Raw genomic sequence first — 17452 nt, forward strand, 5'->3', positions numbered from 1 at the left:
CACCCGGCCTGCCGAGCGGTGTCAGCGGGACTTCGCTCGGCTTTCCGCCTCGCAGCTCAGGCACCGTTCGAGGTGGGGGAAGGCGTGCAGGCGCTCGGGGGCGATGGCCTCGCCGCACCGCGCGCAGCGCCCGAAGTCGCCGGAGTCCAGGCGGGCCAGGGCCGCCTCGGTCCGGGCGAGCAGTTCGCGTGCCTCGTGCGTCTCCTTGCGGTGCCGCTCCAGCGCCTCGGCCGCCGCGCCGGCGTCCGCCGCGTCCAGCAGGCAGTCGGCCCGCAGCGCCTCGTCCCGCGCCGGGGCCGCGGCGATCTGACGGCGGAGTACCGCTGCCTGCTCGGTGAGCCGACGGCGCGACTCCTCGTCGGCCGCGGGGGTGCCGTCGGCCGGCGGGTCGTCGGTCATGGTCGTCCTGCCTCCACGGTGGCGTCCGGCACGGTCGGCGTCTTCGCCGACCTCACCCCCATTGTCCGGACGCGGACCGCCCGGCGCGCCCGCGCGCCGGTCAGCCGAGCGTGAAGCGCACCGGCGTCCCGGCCACGGCCTGGGCCGCCGCGGCGAGGGCGCCCGGCGCGACGACCGCGACGACGGGGTAGCCCCCGGTCGTCGGGTGGTCGTGCAGGAAGATCACCGGACGTCCGTCGGGCGGAACCTGCACCGCGCCCAGGACCATGCCCTCGCTGGGCAGTTCTCCCTCCGACACCCGTTCGAGCGCCGGTCCCTCCGTGCGCAGGCCGATGCGGTTGCTGTGCGGGGAGACGCGGTAGGTCGCCGAGGTGAGGACGCGCAGGGCGCCCGGGGAGAACCAGTCGGCGCGGGGCCCCAGCCGCACCGGCAGGACCAGCTCGGCGGGGGGCGCGGGCCAGGGGGCGGCCACGGGTACGGCGACGGGGGACGCCGGGGTGCCCACCGGGACGACGGCGCCGTCCCGCAGCGGCTCGGGGCCCAGCCCCGACAGGAGGTCCGTCGAGCGGCTGCCGAGGACGGGTTCGACGGTGACGCCTCCCGCCACCGCCACGTACGAGCGCACACCCGCCGCCGCCGTCCCCACGTTCAGGACCGCACCAGCCGGCACCCGCACCGGGACGCCCCAGGGCGCGGGGCGCCCGTCCACGGTGACGGCGCAGGGGGCGCCGCCGGCCACGACGGTGACGGCGCCATCGGGCCGCAGGGCACAGCCGGTCAGCGTGGTCTCCAGGACGGCCGCGTCCCGGTCGTTGCCCAGCAGCCGGTTGGCGAGCCGCATCGCGGGCTCGTCCAAGGCTCCGGAGCGGGGCACCCCCAGGTGGGCGTGGCCGTGCCGGCCCGCGTCCTGGACCGTGGTGAGTGCGCCGGCCCGTACGACGGTGAGCTGAGCCGTCATGCCGCGGCCACCCCGCGAGCGGTGTCCGCCACGACGAACCGGACGCGCGTCCCCGGCGCGAGCAGCGCCGCCCGCTCCCGCCCCGGGTCCCACAGCGGCCCGGGGTCGGGCATGGTGCCGATCAGCTGCCAGCCGCCCGGTGTGGCACGCGGGTAGACGGCGCTGTAGGGCCCGGCGAGGGCGACCGCGCCGGCCGGTACCCGGGTCCTGGGCGTGGCCCGGCGGGGCACGTGCAGCTCCTCGGGCAGCCCGGTGAGGTAGCCGAAGCCGGGGGCGAAGCCGCAGAACGCGACGCGGTAGGCCCGGGCGGCGTGGAGTGCGGCGACCTCTTCCGTCGCGACACCCCACAGGGCCGCCACGTCGGCGAGGTCCGGCCCGTCGTAGCGCACCGGGATCTCCACGACGTCCCCGTGGTCGGCGGCGGCGGGCGGCACCTCCCAGCCGCCGAGCACACGGGCCAGCGCCTCCGGGTCCCGGACACCGTCCAGCAGCACGGTCCGCGCTCCCGGCACCACTTCCTCGACGGGCGGCAGCGCCCCGGCGGCCCGGCGGCGCAGCACCTCGGCGTGGAAGGCGGCGGTGCGCCCGGCGTCGGGCAGTTCGACGAGGAGGGCGTGCCGGCCGACGGGGCGCGTCGTGAGGGCCGGGTTCCACGTCATGCGAAGGCCCCGATCGGGACCCCGGCCGCCTCCAGCTCCCCGCGGACCCGCGCCGCGATCCTCGCGGCGCCCGGAGTGTCGCCGTGCACGCACAGCGACCGCGGGGTGACCTGGACGGTCGTACCGTCCACGGCCTCCACCGAGCCGTGCACCGCGAAGGCGAGCGCCCGCCGGACCACGGCGTCCTCGTCCGTCACCACCGCGTCCGGCTCGCGCCGGGACACGAGGGTGCCCCGCGGGGTGTAGGCGCGGTCCGCGAAGGCCTCGGGCACGCCCGTGAGTCCGGCCTCCGCGGCGGCGGTGAGCAGCAGTGAGCCGGGGAGGCCGAGCACGGGCAGCGCGCCGCCCGCGAGCCGTACGCCGGCCGCGACGGCACGGGCCTGCTCGGCGTCGTGGACGGTGCGGTTGTAGAGCGCGCCGTGCGGCTTCACGTACGCCACCTCCGCCCCGGCGGCCTCGGCGAAGACCCGGAGCGCGCCGATCTGGTACGCCACCTCGGCCGCCAGTTCCCCGGCGGGTACGTCCATGGCGCGCCGTCCGAAGCCGGCCAGGTCGCGGTAGGAGACCTGGGCTCCGATCCGCACCCCGCGTTCGGCGGCGAGGTCGCAGACGCGGCGCATCACGGAGGGGTCGCCGGCGTGGAAGCCGCAGGCGACGTTGGCGCTGGTGACGACGGACAGGAGGGCGTCGTCGTCGGTGAGGGTCCAGCGGCCGAAGCCCTCACCGAGATCTGCGTTGAGGTCGATCACACCTCGAACCTAGACGATCGTTGAACGATCCGACAAGGGATCGATGATCGGTCGACTCTTGTTAGATCGTTGAACGATCGCTAGTGTCCGTGCATCTGCCACGCATCTGGGGCTATGGTCCGGACCGATGAAGCGTCGGTTCCGTTTGTCTCGGATGCGCGCCCTGCCCCCTCATGCCTGAAGAAGGCCACCGAATGATCGTTCTACTCGGTGTGGTCGTGGTGATCCTCGGATTCGTCACGCGCCGCAACCCCGTCCTCGTGGTGGGCGTCGCCGGTATCGTCACCGGACTGCTCGGCAAGATGAACCCGCTGGAGGTCCTCGCGGCCTTCGGCCGGTCCTTCGCCGACAGCCGCTCGGTCACCGTCTACGCCATCGTGCTCCCGGTGATCGGCCTGCTGGAGCGCTACGGCCTGCGCGAGCAGGCCCGCAACCTCATCGGCCGCCTCGGCAAGCTCAGCGCCGGCCGCTTCCTCACCGTCTACCTGCTGGTCCGGCAGGTCACCGCGGCCTTCGGGCTGAACAGCATCGGCGGCCCGGCGCAGACCGTACGCCCCCTCGTGGCCCCGATGGCCGAGGCGGCCGCCGAACGCTCCACGGGGGCGAAGCTGCCCGGCCGGCTGCGCGAGAAGGTGCGCTCCTACTCCGCGTCGGCCGACACCGTCGGCGTCTTCTTCGGCGAGGACTGCTTCATCGCCATCGGCTCCATCCTGCTGATCACCGGCTTCGTGAACTCCACGTACCACCAGGAGATCGAGCCGACCCAGCTGGCCCTGTGGGCGATCCCGCTCGCGGTCTGCGCCTTCGTCATCCACGGTGCCCGGCTGCTGCTCATGGACAAGCAACTGGAGCGCGAGATGGCCGTCGCCGCCGCCGAGCACGACCTGCCGCTTCCCGAGGGGGCCGACAAGTGATCAAAGTCGAATGGCTGTACTGGCTGATAGGCCTGGTCTTCGTCGTCATGGCCGTCCAGATGGCCGGCGACCGCAGCAACCCCAAGCGCTGGACGTCCGCCGCGTTCTGGGGCCTGCTCGGACTCACCTTCCCCTACGGCACCGGCGTCGCGGGCGCCACGGCCGGCAACGGCGGCTGGACCCTGCCCGCCGAACCGCTCGGCGTCGCCGTCCTGACCCTGATCGTGCTCGCCGGGTTCAACTTCCTCGGCAAGGGCGTCCCGGTCACCACCACCGGCGCACAGCGCGAGGCGTCCGCCGCCCGGCTCGGCAACAAGATCTTCGTCCCCGCGCTGACCATCCCGCTCGTCGCCATCGTCTGCGCCTCCGTACTGGACGAGTCCGGCCTGTTCGAGTCCGGCAAGGCCACGCTCCTGGGGCTCGGCCTCGGCTGCGTCGCCGCGCTCGTCGTCGGCATGCTGATCACCGGCGAGAAGAAGGTGACCGTCCCGCTCCACTCCGGCCGCTCCATGCTGGAGGCGATGGGCTCCGCCCTGCTGCTGCCCCAGCTCCTCGCCGTGCTCGGCTCCATCTTCGCCGCCGCGGGCGTGGGCGACCAGGTCGGCAGGATCGTCAACGACGTCCTGCCGGAGGACTCCAAGTACCTCGCGGTGATCGCGTACTGCGTCGGCATGTTCCTGTTCACCGTGATCATGGGCAACGCCTTCGCCGCGTTCCCCGTGATGACCGCGGCGATCGGCTGGCCCATCCTCATCCAGCAGATGCACGGCAACGAGCCCGCCGTCCTGGCGATCGGCATGCTGGCCGGTTTCGCCGGCACGCTGTGCACCCCGATGGCCGCCAACTTCAACATCGTCCCGGCCACGCTGCTCGAACTGAAGGACCAGTACGGGCCGATCAAGGCACAGCTGCCGACGGGCATCGCGCTGCTCGGCTGCTGCACCGTGATCATGGCCCTCTTCGCCTTCTGAGCCAAGGAACAACCATGACCCGCGTACTCATCACCGGCTTCGCCCCCTTCGGCGGAGAGAGCGTGAACCCGTCCTGGCAGGCGGCGTCCCTGGTGGCCGCCGAACCGCCCGCCGGGCTCGACGTCAGAGCCGCCGAACTGCCCTGCGTCTTCGGCGAGTCCCTCGACGTCCTGGGCGACGCCGTCCGCGCCCACACCCCCGACCTGGTGCTCTGCCTGGGGCAGGCGGGCGGACGCCCCGGCGTCACCGTCGAACGCGTCGGCCTCAACGTCGACGACGCGCGCATCCCCGACAACGCGGGCCGGCAGCCCGTCGACGAACCCGTCGTCCAAGGCGGCCCGGCCGCCTACTTCTCCACCCTCCCCGTCAAGGCCTGCGTCGCCGCGATGCGGGAGGCCGGCGTCCCCGCAGCCGTCTCCAACACGGCCGGCACCTTCGTCTGCAACCACGTGGCCTACGGCCTCGGCCACCTCATCGCCAGCGAGTTCCCGCACGCGCGGGGCGGTTTCGTCCACGTGCCCTGGGCGCCGGCACAGGTCACCGACGGCACCGCGCCGTCCCTGCCGCCCGCCACCGTCGCCCACGGCCTGCGCGCCCTCCTGTCCGCCGCCGCTCGCACCCCGGCCGGGCAGGACCTCAAGGTCACCGAAGGAGCCACCCACTGATGCCGCTGAGCACCCACGCCGCGCCCTTCGCCCGGCTCGCCCTCGCCAACATCACCCGCGAGTACCCCAACTTCCCCGCCCACCTGATCACCTCGCCCGACGAGCACCTCGCGCCCCGCTCCCTGCATCCGGCCTTCTACGGCGCCTACGACTGGCACTCCTCGGTCCACATGCACTGGCTGCTCGTCCGCCTGCTGCGCCGCCACGGCGGGACACCCGCACTGCCGGAGACCGCACGGGCCGTCGCCGTACTCGACCGGCACCTCACCCCCGGCAACGCCGCCGCCGAAGCCGCCTACCTCCGCGACCGCCCGTCCTTCGAGCGGCCCTACGGATGGGCGTGGCTGCTCGTCCTCGCGGCGGAGTGCCGGGCCCTGAAGAACGAGTCCGGCGCCCGCTGGGCCGACGCGCTGGAGCCGGCCGTCGCCGCCGTCGACGGGCTGCTGGCCGACTGGCTGCCCAAGGCCACCTACCCCGTACGCCACGGGAACCACCCCAACAGCGCCTTCGCGCTCGGCCTCGCGCTCGACTCGGGCGCACTGTCGCCGGCGACCGACCGCGCCGTGCGCGAACGCCTCCTCACCTGGTTCGCCGACGACCACGACGCGCCCGCGCACTGGGAACCGTCCGGTCAGGACTTCGTGTCCCCGGCGCTGACCGAGGCGGACGCCATGCGCCGGGTGCTGCCGAAGGACGGGTTCGAGGCGTGGCTCGACCGCTTCCTGCCCGCGCTGCGTTCCGGCGCCCCGTGTCCGTTGCTCGATGTGCCCGTGGTCTCCGACCACGCCGACCCGCAGATCGGCCACCTGCTGGGCCTGACCCTCAGCAGGGCGGCCGCCCTGCGTTCCCTGGCCGACGCCCTGCCCGAGGGGCCCGTCCGCGGCCGCCTGGACGAGGCGGCCGACGCTCACCTCGCGGCGGGCCTGCCCGCGGTGGAGCGCGGCGACTTCACCACCGACCACTGGCTGGCGACGTTCGCGGCACTCGCCCTCGACCCCGTCGGTGCCCGCTGATCAGCTGCGCGACGCCGCGGCGTCGGCGCGCACCTGCTCGGGATGCCGCCGCCCCGTTCCCGTAGGCTCCTGCGTGCAGACGTCGGATGCCATGCGTGGTGCCACGGTGAGGGGAAGGGGGGCGGCGGTGTTCGTGAGGGGGACGCGGTTGCTCGCGGGCGTCATGACCGTGGCCTGTCTCGTGCTCCTCGGTCCCAGCGCACCGGTCGGAGCGTTCCTGGCCAGGCCGCTGCCCGCCGGCGCCGCCGACGGCGTCGTGGCGAACCGCGTCATGACGTGGAACATCTGCAACCCCTGCGAGGTCAGCAACGTCGACCGGGCGGCGGACATCGCCACCTACGCACCGCAGGTCATCGGCCTCCAGGAAGCGTGCGTGCGCGACGTCGAGCAGATCCGGGCCTACCTGCGGAGCCTCTACGGGCTGGCGTACCACGTCGAGTACGGGACCGTCCTGCGCAAGCGCAGCCGTTGCGGAGGAACGCCGTGGAACCCGGGAGCCTTCGGGCAGGCGATCCTGTCCGCGTCACCGATGACCGACCGGGTCAGCGTGGAGTACCCCGACGGCGGTTCCGAGGACCGCGGGTACATGGCGGTCACCACCGTGGTGGGCGGCCACCCGGTGCGGGTCTTCAACACCCACCTCGCCCACCGGCGCCAGCAGCCGGTCCGGGCACACCAGACCGGGGTGCTCGCCGCGGCCGTCGAGCGCCACGACCGCGCGATCGTACTGGGCGACTTCAACGCCGTGCCGGACGCCTCCGAACTCTCCCCGCTGTGGGCACTGGCCGCCGGCTCGGACGCCGAGTGCCGCCCGGCTCCCGCCGCCGCCCCGTGCGAGCCGACCACCGACTGGAACAGCCGGTTCGACTACGTCTTCCTGCGCGGCATCGGCTCGGTCGGACAGCGCGTGCACCCCACCACGTACTCGGACCACCACCTGCTGCACACGGACGTGGTCCCGGCCCGGGACGCCTGAACCGGCCGGGGACTACGACGCGGACGGGGCAGCCCGCCGAGGGCCGTGTCCGTCGCCGTCGGCGGGGATGCCCAGCCGGTCCGCCACGGTGGTGAGGGCCGCACCCAGGGGGACCGAGACCCGGGTGAGCGCGTGCCGGTCGCCCCGGGTCGGGTCGCGGTTGACGATCAGCACCGGCTTCCCGGCCTCGGCCGCCTGACGGACGAAGCGCAGCCCGGACATCACCGTCAGCGACGAGCCCAGAACCAGCAGCGAGGCCGCCTTGCGCACCAGCGTCCGACAGTGCTCGACGCGCTCCGGCGGGACGTTCTCGCCGAAGAAGACGACGTCCGGTTTGAGGACGCCGCCGCATACCGTGCAGGGCACCACCCGGAAGTCCCCGACCTGTTCGTCGGTGAGGTCGGCGTCACCGTCCGGGTTGATGCCCGCGGCCACCGGGTCGAAGCCCGGATTGGCCTCCTCGAGCCGACGGGCGAGTTCCCGGCGCGGGCTGAAGGTGCCGCAGGTCAGGCAGACGACGCGGTCCAGGCTGCCGTGGAGTTCCACGACGTCCTCGCTGCCGGCCGCCTGGTGCAGGCCGTCGACGTTCTGGGTGATGACGCCGCAGAGCAGGCCCCGCCGTCCGAAAGCGGCCACGGCACGGTGCCCGGCGTTGGGGCGGGCGCGGCCGAAGGTGCGCCAGCCGAGGTGGCTGCGCGCCCAGTACCGGCGCCGGGCCCGGGGATGGGCGGTGAAGTCCTGGTACGTCATCGGAGTGTGCCGGCTCAGACTCCCGCCCTCGCCCCGGTAGTCGGGAATCCCCGACTCCGTCGAGATACCGGCACCGCTCAGCACGAGCACCCCGCCGGCTCCCACGACGTCGGCGACCGGCCGCAGGTCCGTGGTGCCCGGGGGCAGGTCCTCGGCGGGGGTCCAGCTCAGAGTGGGGCGCATGCGCATGCGGCAAGGGTACGTAACGGGCGGCCCGCGCAGGGCCCGGCGGAACGGCGGCGAGGCGAACGGCGCCGCCTTCCGCCTTCGGCTGCGCGATCGGACCGTCCCCGGGGCACCGCCGGACGGTCCGCGCGGGCACGATGATCGGCTCGGCTTGCTGTACTGCAAGTAACAAGATCACAGTTGGTCTACACCCCTCACGGAACCCGTCGAGGCGGCTCCCCGTTTCCGTGCGCTCGTGACCCCGGGTGTGCGGACGAACACAGAAAGAAGCCGATGGATTCGTCGTACGACCGTCTCGGGCAGGCGCGCGAGGACTACGAGACCCACCTTCGGACCTGCCGCCAGTGCGAGGCGGACGGCGCGAGGTGCCCGGTGGCCAAACACCTCAGGCGCCTTTACAACAATCTCCTCAGATCGGCGTGACCCGTCAGTCGATCCGCACGACGAACTTTCCCCGCACGCCTCCCGCTTCCAGCGCCCGGTGGGCCGCCCCGATCTCCTCGAGCGGGAACACGGTGTCCACGACCGGGCGGACCGCGCCGTCCGTCACGTGGGCCGCGAGGTCGTTGAAGAGCGCGGTCCTCGGATCGCCGCTGAAGAAGCGCACCCGGCGGCGGCCGTGTACGGCACTGGCCAGGAGGTAGCCGAGGGAGGCGACCGGGCGCTCGATGTCGAAGGCGATGGACACCATGCGGCCGCCGGGAGTGAGCAGTCGGCGGTGGGCGGCGAGGTCCTTTCCCACGGTGTCGAGCACCACGTCGTACCGCCCGAGGCCGGCCGGGCCGGTGGCACGGTAGTCGTGGGCCTCGTCGGCGCCGAGGCCGCGGACGAGGGCGAGGTTGTCCGCGCGGGCCAGCCCGGTCACGTGTGCCCCCGTCATCTTGCCCAGCTGGACGGCGACATGGCCGACGCCGCCCGCGGCGCCGCGGACGAGAAGGCGCTCGCCGGGGCGCAGCCGTGCCTTGTCGCGCAGCGCCGTGATCGCCGTGGTGCCCGCGGGCAGCGCCGCCGCCTCGACCAGGTCGAGCCCGTCGGGGACCCGGCCCAGCTGACGCGGGCGGACGGCCACGTACTCGGCGGCGCTGCCGAAGCCGGAGGCGCGGGGCATGATGCCCCACACGCGGTCGCCCACGGCGGGCCCGGTGACGGCCGCCCCGAGCGCCACGACCTCCCCGGCGAAGTCGAGTCCCGTCCGCTGCGGGAACCGCCGTCCCGTCACCAGGCGCACCCGGCCCGCACGGGCCAGCAGCTCACCACCGTTGACGCTGGTCGCCCGGACCCTCACCAGCACTTCACCGGGTCCCGGCGCGGGCTTGGGCGCCTTCCCCACGTAGAGCACCTCGGGACCGCCGAAGCGGTCGTACATCACCGCTCGCATCATCTCCGACACTGTCCGCACCTCGTTCGTCATGGCTCTCGCCGTCGAACGTACGATGAGAAGTGGAGGCTGACGTCCACTTGTGCCGGAGGTGAGAGGGATCGACGGGAAATCCTCTCGGTTGCGCGCCGACGCGCGGCGCAACCGGCAGCAGATCCTCGAAGCCGCCCAGGAGGTCTTCACCCGGGACGGTGTGGATGTGCCGATGTCGGTCATCGCCCGGAGGGCGAACGTGGGCGTGGCCACGCTCTACCGGCGCTTCCCGACCCGCGAGGCCCTGGTCCGGGAGGTGTTCGCCGAGCAGGTGGAGGCCTGCACGGCCGCACTGGACGAGGCGCTGGACGACCCCGACCCGTGGCGCGGCTTCTGCCACGTGATCGAGAGGATCTGCGCCCTGCAGGCCGCTGAGCGGGGCTTCACCACCGCCTTCCTCGGTGCCTTCCCGGAGCGGGCCGCGGACCACTCGCGCCGCCGCCTGGACGGGGAGCGCGGCTTCGCGACCCTCGTGCGACGGGCGCAGGCGGCCGGGAAGCTGCGGCCGGACTTCCACCCGTCCGACCTCACCGTGGTGTTGCTCGCCAACAGCGCGCTGTCCGGGACCCCCGACCCCGAGGCCGCGTCCAGGCGGCTCGTCGGGCTGCTCCTCGACGCGTTCCGCGCCGGCCCCGCACGGGGAGCGTTGCCGCCGCCGACCGGCCTCGGCCTGGCACACCTGCACGCTCCGGCGTCGTAGGCCCCGCGGCCGGGGGAGGCGCCCGGCCCCTGCCCTACGCCGCCGGTCGGCCCACCCGGCGCAGAGCCAGTACCGCGTTGTGGCCGCCGAAGCCGAAGGAGTTGCTCAGGACGAGGTCGCCCGCGCCCGGCAGGGTCCGCGGCTCGCCGCGTACGAGGTCCAGGTCGACCGCGTCGTCGACCTCGGCGCAGCCGACCGTGGGAGGCACCACCCCGTGGTGGAGCGTGAGCACCGCGGCGACGGCCTCGACCCCGCCCGCGGCGCCCTGGAGGTGTCCCAGGTGGCCCTTGAGTGCCGTGACCGGCACCTCGCGTCGCCCCAGCACGCCGCGTACGGCCCGTGCCTCGGCGAGATCGCCGTCCACCGTGGCCGTGGCGTGCGCGTTGACGTGGACGACGTCCTCGAGGCGGGCCCCGGCGTCCCGTACCGCCCGCCGCAGCGCGAGCGCGATGCCGTCGCCGGACGGATCCGGCGCCGCGACGTGGTGGGCGTCGGCGGACAGCCCCCAGCCGGCCGCCTCGCAGTAGATGCGCGCCCCGCGGGCACGGGCGTGCTCCTCGGACTCCAGGACGAGTATCCCCGCCCCCTCCGCGTTGACGAAGCCGTCACGGTCCTTGGCGAACGGGTGCGAGGGCGAACCCGCCGACGGGTCCCCCTCCGCCAGCGCCCGCATGGCGGCGAAGGACGCCATGATCGCCGGTGTGACCACCGCCTCGGCACCGCCCGCGAGGGCCACGTCGACCCGGCCGTACCGGATGCGGTCGACGGCCTGCCCGATCGCCTCGGTACCGGAGGCGCACGCGCTGGTGACGGTGCGCGCCTCGCCGGTGATGTGCAGGTCGAGCGAGACCTGCGAGGCCGCCTGCGAGGGAACCGTCATGGGTGTGGTGAGCGGGGAGACGCCGCGCGGCCCCTTCTCCCGCAGCTTGCGGTCCCCGCCGACGAGCACGGACGCGTCCCCGAGGATGGCGCCGAGGCTCACTCCGATCCGCTCCGGGTCGAGCCCGCTCTCGCGGGTGCCGCCGCCCTGGTAGCCGGCGTCGGCCCAGGCCTCGCGCGCGGCCAGCACGGCGAACTGGGCGGCGCGGTTCATCCGGCGCGCCGCCTGCCGGGGCAGCAGCTCCGCCGGGTCCACCGGCACGGTCCCGGCGATCCGCACCGGCAGCCCTTCGAACTCCTCGTCCGCCAACTCCCGTATGCCGTGCCGCCCTTCGAGCAGCCCGTGCCACAACTCGCCCGTGCCGACGCCCAGCGGGGTGACGGCGCCGAGCCCGGTGACGACGACGCGCCGCCCTCCGGCCGCCCGGGCCTCCGGCACGGGGCGCGGCTCGTGCCGTACGACGTCGCCCTCCCGGTCGGCCCCGGCGGCCCACCGGCGCACGTCGGCGTCGGTCACGCCGTCGTCGGCGTCCTGTTCCGAGTCCCGGTGCCAGGTGCCCCAGCGGCGGACGTACGTCACCTGCCGGGCCTGGGGATCGACGGCCCGGAGGCGGGTCAGCCGGTCCCCGTCGTGGAATTCCACGTCGTCCAGGGCGGGCGAGCTCACCAGCGGCACCGCGGACACGTCGAGCCGCCGCCCGGCGACGGTCACCCGCTGCTCGCGCCGCAGCTCCTCCTCGCGGTCCACCCCGCCCAGCGGCGGCCGCAGCGCGACCAGGATCACCTCGGGGGAGGCGGGCTGGGTGTGCGTGACCACGTACCACCGGTTCTCGGCGGCGTCCTCGGGGGACCGGGCGAGCAGGTCGCCGGGGACGACCTCGGCGGCGGTGACCGGGTAGGGGCGTATCGGTACTTCAGGCGTTTCGGGGCAGTGGGTCATGTCCGAGCATGCTCTCTTTGGTCCGAACTGTCGTACTGGAAGCGCTTATGAGTGTTCTGTACGAAGTGCGAACCGGCCATTGTTGAACTCAGGACATGTCCGTTTTGCTCCGTTATACCGGCCGGGTGACGCGTGACACATCGGGCAAGTCGCAGATGTGGCAGGGGAGTTGACCCGACCGACCGGGCCTGTGCGAAACGTCACGTGGTCCGTCCTAGACGGAGGCCTTCGCCAGTCGGTCCAGCCGCGTGCGATGAGCCGGTGTCAGGTGCAGACGCTCGGTGGCGAGGTTCTCCTCGAGGTGGTCGATCCGGGCGGTGCCGGGAATGGGGAGCGCGACCTGCGTGGGGGCGGCACCGGTCTCGGCGGCCACAGCGGCGACCTCCGCCCTGCTTCCCGCCTCCCCTCCAGGCGACGGGCGCCCCGGGAAGCGTCCGTCCCACGCGGGCGAGTGGGGACAGGGCCATGAGCGCCGGCGACAGCAGCATGCCGGCCGCGGCGGCCAGCAGGCCGGCGCGCGTCCCCCATGACTCGGCGAGACAGCCGCCGAGCAGCGAGCCGAGCGGGGTCAGCCCCATGCCGACGAAGGTGATCGTCGCGGCGGTGCGTCCCTGCATCCCGTCCGGAGTGACGGCCTGCCGCACGGCCATCACCGTGACGTTCACCAGCTGACCGAAGGCCCCGAAAACGAAGTTGACCGCGACGAGCGCGGGAACCGTCAGGGCGGAACCGCCGTGCAGCGCGGGTACGAGCAGGAAGACGCCGTCACCGATCGCCGCCGCGGAGACGAGGACGGCACCGTGCCCGAAACGGCCGGGCAGCCGGGCGGCCAGCAGCGACCCCAGCAGCGCGCCCGGCCCCGTCGCCGCGAGTGCCAGGCCCATGGAGGTGCCCGAGAGGTGCAGCTCCCGAGGCAGGTGCAGGAGATAGACGGTCATCACGGCCGAGAAGAAGAGCTGGAACGCGGCCGACGCCAGGCAGACGGCCCGCAGCCGGGGGTCCCCCGCGACGAAGCGGAGGCCCTCACGGACGCGCAGCCGGACCCGGGCAGGACCTTCCGGGCGCCCCGGGACGGACTCGTGGCGGCCGATCCGCCGGATCGACAGGAACGACAGCGCGAAGAAGACGGCGCCGGAAGCGGCGGCCACCGGCGCCGACAGCGCGGACACCAACGCGCCGCCGAGGGCGGGACCGCCGGTCTGCGCGGCGGACCGGCTGCCCTCCAGCGCGCTGTTGCCGCGCACCAGCTGGTCGCGCCGCACCAGCCGGACCAGCGACGCCTGGTACGCCACGTCGAAGAACACGGAGAGAGCGCCGACGGCGAAGGCCACCACGAGCAGCGCCGGCAGACCGAGCGCGCCGAGGAGGGCGGCTACGGCGGCCGCGCCCAGCGCCAGCGCCCGCCCCGCGTCCGTCAGGACCATCACCGTGCGGGTCCGCCACCTGTCCACGCACGCGCCGGCGAAGAGCGACAGCAGCAGGACCGGCGCCTGCCCCACCGCCCGCAGCACACCCAGCTGACCGGCACCGGCATCGAGCGTCAGGACGGCGAAGAGCGGCAGAATCACCAGCGTCGCGTGCTCACCCAGCTGGGAGGACGTCTGGCCGAGCCAGAGCATGCGGAAGCCGCCGTCCCGCCACAGACGTGACGCGGGAGACCGGCCGGATTCGGACGAGGTGGAGGAAGCGCACGGCACGGAGGACCCCTCGGGAGACCGAAGACGAGCCCCGCCTGCCGAGGCACGGCAGGTGCGCCGGCCGTTTCAGGCAGCGGGAGAGGAAGGCTCGCTGTGCCGCGTGATACGAGCAGCACGCGATGACAGGCCGCTCACGGCCTCGAACGTCAACGCGTGCTCGGACGACCGACCATGCTCCGCTCCTCCCGGTCACTCTCGGCGCACACCCTAACCCGCCCACCCCCGTGGCCGCTTGACCTCGAGCGGACTTGAGCTTCTAGGTTCGTTCCAGAGCCGCGGGAACCGACCGCCGGCACCGTCCGAGGAGATTCGCCATGGCAGAGCACACAGCCCCCGTCGAGATTCCCGACCGCTACCGGTACGCAGTGATTCCGCACATCATGGTCGACGACGCGGCCGCCGCGATCGACTTCTACAAGCAGGCGTTCGACGCCCACGAGGAGTTCCGGATCGAGGCTCCCGGCGGCGGCATCCTCCATGCCGAGATCACCGTCGGACGCTCGTCCCTGATGCTGGGAGACGCCGGTGCGGACGGAGCGGAGCTCGGCCGCTTCCTCTCACCGGCCGCGCTCGGCGGGGGCACGTCGGTGACGCTGCACGTCTTCGTGTCGGACGTCGACAGCCTGGCACGACGTGCGGAGGCCGCGGGTGCCGAGATCCTCCAGCCGCCGACGGACATGTTCCACGGGGATCGCACCGTGGTCCTCAGGGACCCCTCTGGGCACATGTGGGTCTTCCTGACCCACATCGAAGACGTCTCGGAAGAGGAGCTGCTGCGCCGCCTGGCCACCGCGGGTGACCGGTCTGCTCGGACCGCGCCGGCCGGCACCCCGGAGCGCGGTCCGGCGCGGTGACGAGGGGGTCAGCGGGCCCTGGGGCCGTCCTGGACGGGGTCGGGCAGTGCGAGGGCGGTGTGCGCCCGGCGCCCGGTGGCCGGCGGCGCGGCGGTGAGGGCGCGGAGTCTGGCGTTGCGCCTGTCGAGGGACGCGGCGGTGGTGGGGAAGAGCGCCGCGTCGCCGTCCGCGACCTGTGCCTGGTTCAGCTCGACGAATCCGCGCAGGTCCCGCTCGTAGGCGGCGAAGGCCGCGGTGTGGTCGCGATGCGCGGCCAGCGAGGCGGCGAGCACGTAGGCGCCGACGAGGGCGAGGCTGGACCCCTGCCCGGTCAGGAACGACGGGGCGTAGGCGGCGTCGCCCACGAGCGCGGTCCGGCCACTGGACCAGCGCGGCATGCGGACCTGGCTCACGGTGTCGAAGAACGGGTCGCTCGCGCGGCGCATGGCGGCGACCATGCCAGGGATCTCCCATCCGGCGTCGTGGAACGTGGTGGCCACGAGATCACGCTGGGCCTCGGGGTCACGGAGCACCTCGTACCCGGGCTCCGGGCCCGCGAAGTTCAGGAAGGCGTGCACCTCGTCGGCGTCCTCGACGGCGTAGAGCGCCGCGGCCCTGCCGGGGGTGTTCCACATGAGCACCTCGTGGGAGAGACCGAAGCTGTTGGGCATGGTGAAGACGGTGAAGCAGTACCCGAGATAGTGGTGGAACCGCTGCTCGGAGCCGTACACCAGCTCCCGGGTGCGCGAGTGCAGGCCGTCCGCGCCCAGAACCAGGTCGAAGCTGCGCCGGACGCCGCTGCGGAAGGTGACGTCGACGCCGTGCTCGTGCTCCGTGAGCGCTTCGACGGAGTCGTCGAACACGAACTCCACCTCGTCACGGACGGCCCCGTACAGGGCTCGGGCCAGATCGCCGCGACGCACCTCGACGTCACGTCCCTCGACACCGCCGGCCACCACCTGGGGGTGGACCACCGCCGCCTCGCTGCCGTCGGCGTCGAGGAAGGTCACCCGGCGCGACTCGACATGCGCTTCCCGGAGTTGCGGCAGGATTCCCATCCGGCGGGCCACCTCCACGGCGGTGCCGCGCACGTCGACCGGGTACCCGCCGGCGCGCAGTCCGGCGGACTTCTCCACCACCGTCACCGCGAACCCGTAGCGGCGCAGCCAGAACGCCACGGCGGGGCCCGCGATGCTCGCTCCGGACACCAGGACGGTGCCCTTCGTCGCTGTTTTCATGGCCATGTGTCAGCTCTCCTTGCCGAGATGAAGTGCGGGGCTGAGGCGGGTGGTGCTTCGTACGAGCATCACGGCCAGCACCGCGGCGGCCGCGAACGCGACGGAAGCGATCGCGACGTAACCGAACACACCCGTGGCCGAGTTCGTCGTCTCCCCGTCGACGACCACCGACGTCGACCCGAGCACGGCGGCACCCACGAAGTTCAGGACCACCGAACCGATCGAGACCATGACCATGACCAGGCTGGAGACGATGCCCTGCCGTTCGGGGGAAGCCAGGCTCCCCGCCATGTTGAATCCGGACGTCCCGAGCGCTCCGACCGTGACACCCAGCAGGAAGCCGCAGCAGAGCGCGACGGGAAGCCGGGACACCCCGGCGAACATCCCGACGGTCACGACCGTTCCGAGCACGATGGCGCCGGCGAGGGTCCGGGCCGGTCCGACGCGTGCGGCGAGCCATCCCGCCGACGGGCCCCCGAGCGTGACGCCGAGTCCCGGCGCCGCGAGGAGCAGCGCCACGGATCCTTGGCCGGCCAGTCCGTACCCGAGCCGTTGATCCGCCGACACATCACCGATGAGGGGGATGAGCTGCAGCACGCTCTGGTACGAACCCGCGGCGAGGAAGACCACGAGGAGCGTGAGCACCAAGGGGCCACCGAGGTTCCTGACGTCGATCAGGGCATCGGGCTTCCGGCTGGAGACCAGGAACCACCTGGCCAGTGCCCCGACGCCGCCCACGAGGAGGGCCAGCGGTCCCGCGGCGAGCCAGCCGAGGTCCGAGCCGAGACTGACGTAGCCGAGGACGCCGACGAGACCACCGCCGAGCAGGAGGGCACCACCGACGTCGAGCCGCCCCGGCGTCCTGACCGGGGTCTCGGGGAGTACGTGGTGCACACAGACCGCCATCGAGGCCGCGACGAGGGCCGACACGAAGAACAGGATCTGGAAGCCGAACCGCTCGGCCAGGTCCTCGATGACGAAACGCGACGCGATGTTGAGGACCGCGGAGCCCGACGTCACGATGCCCACGACGACCATCGCGATGCGGGGCGCGCAGAGGCCACGGACCATCGCCACGGAGAGGAAGACCGTGGCCAGGGACGCCCCCTGCAGCACGCGCCCCGGCACGAACAGCCAGAGGCTGGGAGCCACGGCACACAGCAGGGCCCCCGCGCAGCTGAGGAGCAGCGCCAGGACCAGTACCCTGCGCCTGCCGTGGAGGTCGGCGGCCTTCCCGAGCAGGGGCGCCCACATCACACCCGCCAGCATCGCGGTGGCGTTGAGCCACGCCGCCTGGTCGGTGCCGAAATGGTCGAGCATCTCCGGGAGGACGACCAGCGGCGCGGTGACGGCCGAGTCGACCACGAAGTTCACCAGGGCCAGGACGGCCACGAGGCCGACGAGCCGTCCGCTCCACCTCGTGTGCCGTCCGGCCTCCGTACGTGCGGGATCAGTGCTTCCGGTCCTGCTCTGCTGCATGGCTGGCTCCTTGTCGGAGGTGCTGCCGCGGGCGG

16 protein-coding genes and 1 pseudogene are annotated in these 17452 nt (G+C 73.4%); 7 read left to right on the top strand and 10 right to left on the bottom strand.

The window, feature by feature from the left end; translation table 11 throughout:
• Nucleotides 1–21 precede the first annotated feature (21 nt).
• The 4 genes from M6G08_RS24375 to M6G08_RS24390 form a co-directional block, all read right to left on the bottom strand.
• Nucleotides 22–399: a TraR/DksA family transcriptional regulator gene (locus M6G08_RS24375; protein ID WP_272589300.1), complete on the bottom strand. Its 378-nt coding sequence runs from the start codon at nucleotides 397–399 to the stop codon at nucleotides 22–24.
• Between the two features lie 100 nt (nucleotides 400–499).
• Nucleotides 500–1357 (bottom strand): 5-oxoprolinase subunit C family protein, encoded by an 858-nt coding sequence (locus tag M6G08_RS24380; protein WP_272589301.1) that lies wholly within the window; start codon nucleotides 1355–1357, stop codon nucleotides 500–502.
• Nucleotides 1354–2016 carry a 5-oxoprolinase subunit B family protein gene (locus M6G08_RS24385; protein ID WP_272589302.1) on the bottom strand — a complete coding sequence of 221 codons (663 nt, stop codon included), beginning with the start codon at nucleotides 2014–2016 and terminating at the stop codon, nucleotides 1354–1356. Before M6G08_RS24385 ends, M6G08_RS24380 begins: the two co-directional genes overlap by 4 nt.
• Nucleotides 2013–2765 (bottom strand): LamB/YcsF family protein, encoded by a 753-nt coding sequence (locus tag M6G08_RS24390; RefSeq protein WP_272589303.1) that lies wholly within the window; start codon nucleotides 2763–2765, stop codon nucleotides 2013–2015. The genes M6G08_RS24385 and M6G08_RS24390 overlap by 4 nt, the downstream gene beginning before the upstream one ends.
• A gap of 194 nt (nucleotides 2766–2959) precedes the next feature.
• Between M6G08_RS24390 and M6G08_RS24395 the strand changes: the two genes are divergently transcribed.
• The 5 genes from M6G08_RS24395 (at nucleotide 2960) to M6G08_RS24415 (ending at nucleotide 7304) form a co-directional block, all read left to right on the top strand.
• Nucleotides 2960–3679: a DUF969 domain-containing protein gene (locus M6G08_RS24395; RefSeq protein ID WP_073727601.1), complete on the top strand. Its 720-nt coding sequence runs from the start codon at nucleotides 2960–2962 to the stop codon at nucleotides 3677–3679.
• A complete protein-coding gene (locus M6G08_RS24400; protein WP_272589304.1) occupies nucleotides 3676–4650 on the top strand; it encodes a DUF979 domain-containing protein in 975 nt (324 codons plus the stop codon). The genes M6G08_RS24395 and M6G08_RS24400 overlap by 4 nt, the downstream gene beginning before the upstream one ends.
• 14 nt (nucleotides 4651–4664) lie before the next feature.
• Nucleotides 4665–5315: a pyroglutamyl-peptidase I gene (gene pcp, locus M6G08_RS24405; protein ID WP_272589305.1), complete on the top strand. Its 651-nt coding sequence runs from the start codon at nucleotides 4665–4667 to the stop codon at nucleotides 5313–5315.
• Nucleotides 5315–6328, top strand: coding sequence for a DUF2891 domain-containing protein (locus tag M6G08_RS24410; RefSeq protein ID WP_272589306.1), 1014 nt, complete (start codon nucleotides 5315–5317; stop codon nucleotides 6326–6328). Before pcp ends, M6G08_RS24410 begins: the two co-directional genes overlap by 1 nt.
• 91 nt (nucleotides 6329–6419) lie before the next feature.
• Nucleotides 6420–7304, top strand: coding sequence for an endonuclease/exonuclease/phosphatase family protein (locus M6G08_RS24415; protein WP_383139131.1), 885 nt, complete (start codon nucleotides 6420–6422; stop codon nucleotides 7302–7304).
• Nucleotides 7305–7316: 12 nt separating this feature from the next.
• Here M6G08_RS24415 and M6G08_RS24420 read toward each other — a convergent pair whose 3' ends face one another.
• Together M6G08_RS24420 and M6G08_RS24425 are read right to left on the bottom strand one after the other, a co-directional pair.
• On the bottom strand, nucleotides 7317–8243 hold the full coding sequence (locus tag M6G08_RS24420; protein WP_272589307.1) for an NAD-dependent protein deacetylase: 927 nt from the start codon (nucleotides 8241–8243) through the stop codon (nucleotides 7317–7319).
• A 424-nt stretch (nucleotides 8244–8667) separates the two neighbouring features.
• Complete coding sequence (locus M6G08_RS24425; RefSeq protein ID WP_272589308.1) at nucleotides 8668–9621, bottom strand: NAD(P)-dependent alcohol dehydrogenase; 954 nt, start codon at nucleotides 9619–9621, stop codon at nucleotides 8668–8670.
• Nucleotides 9622–9739: 118 nt separating this feature from the next.
• On the opposite strand from M6G08_RS24425, the gene M6G08_RS24430 reads away from it, so the two are divergent.
• A complete protein-coding gene (locus M6G08_RS24430; protein ID WP_272589309.1) occupies nucleotides 9740–10351 on the top strand; it encodes a TetR/AcrR family transcriptional regulator in 612 nt (203 codons plus the stop codon).
• Between the two features lie 34 nt (nucleotides 10352–10385).
• On the opposite strand, the gene M6G08_RS24435 is transcribed toward M6G08_RS24430, so the two are convergent.
• Together M6G08_RS24435 and M6G08_RS24445 are read right to left on the bottom strand one after the other, a co-directional pair.
• Entirely contained in the window at nucleotides 10386–12170 is a 1785-nt protein-coding gene (locus tag M6G08_RS24435) for a beta-ketoacyl-[acyl-carrier-protein] synthase family protein (protein WP_272589310.1), read from the bottom strand.
• A gap of 416 nt (nucleotides 12171–12586) precedes the next feature.
• A pseudogene (locus M6G08_RS24445) lies at nucleotides 12587–13867 on the bottom strand (MFS transporter); the annotation flags it as partial.
• Nucleotides 13868–14181: 314 nt separating this feature from the next.
• Here M6G08_RS24445 and M6G08_RS24450 point away from each other — a divergent pair.
• Complete coding sequence (locus M6G08_RS24450) at nucleotides 14182–14721, top strand: VOC family protein (protein ID WP_272589311.1); 540 nt, start codon at nucleotides 14182–14184, stop codon at nucleotides 14719–14721.
• Nucleotides 14722–14729: 8 nt separating this feature from the next.
• On the opposite strand, the gene M6G08_RS24455 is transcribed toward M6G08_RS24450, so the two are convergent.
• Nucleotides 14730–15944, bottom strand: coding sequence for an FAD-dependent monooxygenase (locus M6G08_RS24455; protein WP_272589312.1), 1215 nt, complete (start codon nucleotides 15942–15944; stop codon nucleotides 14730–14732).
• A 3-nt stretch (nucleotides 15945–15947) separates the two neighbouring features.
• On the bottom strand, nucleotides 15948–17417 hold the full coding sequence (locus M6G08_RS24460) for an MFS transporter (RefSeq protein WP_272589313.1): 1470 nt from the start codon (nucleotides 17415–17417) through the stop codon (nucleotides 15948–15950).
• Nucleotides 17418–17452 lie beyond the last annotated feature (35 nt).

Origin of the sequence: Streptomyces sp. M92 (genome assembly GCF_028473745.1) — a bacterium.
GTDB lineage: Bacteria > Actinomycetota > Actinomycetes > Streptomycetales > Streptomycetaceae > Streptomyces.

Excerpts from the sequence above, each read along its gene's own strand:
- M6G08_RS24375 (WP_272589300.1), bottom strand. The coding sequence starts at position 399 with ATGACCGACGACCCGCCGGCCGACGGCACCCCCGCGGCCGACGAGGAG.
- M6G08_RS24380 (WP_272589301.1), bottom strand. The coding sequence starts at position 1,357 with ATGACGGCTCAGCTCACCGTCGTACGGGCCGGCGCACTCACCACGGTC.
- M6G08_RS24385 (WP_272589302.1), bottom strand. The coding sequence starts at position 2,016 with ATGACGTGGAACCCGGCCCTCACGACGCGCCCCGTCGGCCGGCACGCC.
- M6G08_RS24395 (WP_073727601.1), top strand. The coding sequence starts at position 2,960 with ATGATCGTTCTACTCGGTGTGGTCGTGGTGATCCTCGGATTCGTCACG.
- pcp (WP_272589305.1), top strand. The coding sequence starts at position 4,665 with ATGACCCGCGTACTCATCACCGGCTTCGCCCCCTTCGGCGGAGAGAGC.
- M6G08_RS24410 (WP_272589306.1), top strand. The coding sequence starts at position 5,315 with ATGCCGCTGAGCACCCACGCCGCGCCCTTCGCCCGGCTCGCCCTCGCC.
- M6G08_RS24415 (WP_383139131.1), top strand. The coding sequence starts at position 6,420 with ATGCGTGGTGCCACGGTGAGGGGAAGGGGGGCGGCGGTGTTCGTGAGG.
- M6G08_RS24420 (WP_272589307.1), bottom strand. The coding sequence starts at position 8,243 with ATGCGCATGCGCCCCACTCTGAGCTGGACCCCCGCCGAGGACCTGCCC.
- M6G08_RS24425 (WP_272589308.1), bottom strand. The coding sequence starts at position 9,621 with ATGATGCGAGCGGTGATGTACGACCGCTTCGGCGGTCCCGAGGTGCTC.
- M6G08_RS24435 (WP_272589310.1), bottom strand. The coding sequence starts at position 12,170 with ATGACCCACTGCCCCGAAACGCCTGAAGTACCGATACGCCCCTACCCG.
- M6G08_RS24450 (WP_272589311.1), top strand. The coding sequence starts at position 14,182 with ATGGCAGAGCACACAGCCCCCGTCGAGATTCCCGACCGCTACCGGTAC.
- M6G08_RS24455 (WP_272589312.1), bottom strand. The coding sequence starts at position 15,944 with ATGGCCATGAAAACAGCGACGAAGGGCACCGTCCTGGTGTCCGGAGCG.
- M6G08_RS24460 (WP_272589313.1), bottom strand. The coding sequence starts at position 17,417 with ATGCAGCAGAGCAGGACCGGAAGCACTGATCCCGCACGTACGGAGGCC.